The 1,603-nt window shown below is 68.3% G+C and carries 1 protein-coding gene; it reads right to left on the minus strand.

Features of this window, described 5'->3' with window-relative positions; translation table 11 throughout:
- Nucleotides 1–394: 394 nt before the first annotated feature.
- Nucleotides 395–1,327, minus strand: coding sequence for a methionyl-tRNA formyltransferase (locus J2X36_RS26735; RefSeq protein WP_310355249.1), 933 nt, complete (start codon nt 1,325–1,327; stop codon nt 395–397).
- Nucleotides 1,328–1,603 lie beyond the last annotated feature (276 nt).

Consider the following 1,603-nt stretch of genomic DNA (forward strand, 5'->3'; position numbering starts at 1 on the left):
TCCGCCTCCGACGCGTCGAAGATCGCAACACCCCGCGAGACCGGGACCCCGAACTCCCGCAAAACCGCCTTCGCCTGATACTCGTGTATGTTCATCGTTTCCTCTCCCGCCCCGACGCGCGCCTTGCGGTGCGCTCAGGACTTCTGCCTCTGATGCCTGCCGTTCTGATGACGGCTGAACCGGATCTGCAATCCTCCTCTGCGGAGCGGTGTCCTGGGCCGTTCCCACGAGCACGTGCGCCGGCCGCCGCACGGGCGCGCCGCACGTCGGATGATGATGACTGACATCCGCGTCAAGTTGAAACTGGTATGCCAGAACCGGGTATTGTCAAGCTCCTCGGCCCGCGAATCGCGGGCCGGGGGATTGCAGGGCGCGCGGGCGCCGGATCGAGAGTCTAGGCGCCGAGGATCGTCCCGACGCTCAAGGCGCCGCTCGCGGCGAACTCGGCCGCCGAGACCTTCTTTCCGCCCTCGGGCTTCACCTTGAAGATCTCGATCTGGCCGCCCTGCGCGGTGACGCGGATCGACAGTTCGCCGACCTCGGTGACCTCGCCGATCTTGCCCTTCACGGCGCCGATCGTGCGCACGACGTGCCGGCGCGCGTCGAAGACCTGCAGCTTCTGCCCGTTCAGCGTCGTCCACGCGCCGGGCGCGGGGTTCGCCGCGCGGATGATGTCGTAGATGTGGTCGACGTGGCTCGCCCAGTTGATCTGGGCCTCGCGGGCGCGGAACCAGCCCTCGTAGCTCGCCTGCGCCTCGTCCTGCTCGGTCTCCGTGTGCCGGCCCGCGACGACGAGGTCGGCCGCTTCCAGCATCGCCTCGACGCCGAGGGGGAAGAGGCGGTTGAAATAGACCTCGCCGATCGTGTCGTCCGGCCCGATCGGGCAGGTCTTCTGCAGGATCACCGGCCCCTCATCGAGCCCGTCGGTCGGCCGGAAGATCGAGAGGCCGGTCTCGGTCTCCCCCTTGGCGATCGGCCAGTTGATCGAGGAGGGGCCGCGATATTTCGGCAGCAGCGAGGGATGGTACTGGATGGTGCCGTGCGTCGGGATGTTGACGAAGCTCTGCGGGGCGAATTGCAGCACGTAGGCCATGATGCCGATATCGGCGTTCAGGCCGCGCATGGCCTCCTCGGCCTCGGCGCTCTTCAGGCTCGGGAACTGGAAGACCTGGAGACCTTTCTCGAGCGCCGCCGTCTTCAGCACGTCGGGCCTCGCCCCTTCCTTCTCGGGCGCGCAGAACACTCCCGCCACCTCATCGCCCCGCGCCAGGAAGGCCTCGAGCACGGCCTTTCCGAAATCCTGCTGACCGATGAAAGCGATGCGCATGGGGGCTCCGGGCTTGATGGCAGGTCCCGCTTCCCCCAGTGCGGAGGTGCGGGAATTGCGGGTGGTGCCGGATAACGCCTGACGGCCCTCCGCGCACCACCCCGCCGCCCGTCCCGCCCGCGCGGGGTGGGACAGGCGGCGCCGGTTCGTTACTCCGCGGCGATCTTCTGCACGGCGCCGATGGCGCCGGAGCCGGCGATCTCCACGATCTCCTCGTCCGAGTACTTGAGCACCTCGCGCAGGATCTCGTCGGTGTGCTCGCCCAGCAGCGGGGCG

The organism is Methylobacterium sp. BE186, from assembly GCF_031457035.1.
Lineage (GTDB): Bacteria > Pseudomonadota > Alphaproteobacteria > Rhizobiales > Beijerinckiaceae > Methylobacterium > Methylobacterium segetis.

Bases quoted from the DNA above. Each gene is read 5' to 3' on its own strand.
- J2X36_RS26735 (WP_310355249.1), bottom strand. From the start codon at position 1,327: ATGCGCATCGCTTTCATCGGTCAGCAGGATTTCGGAAAGGCCGTGCTC.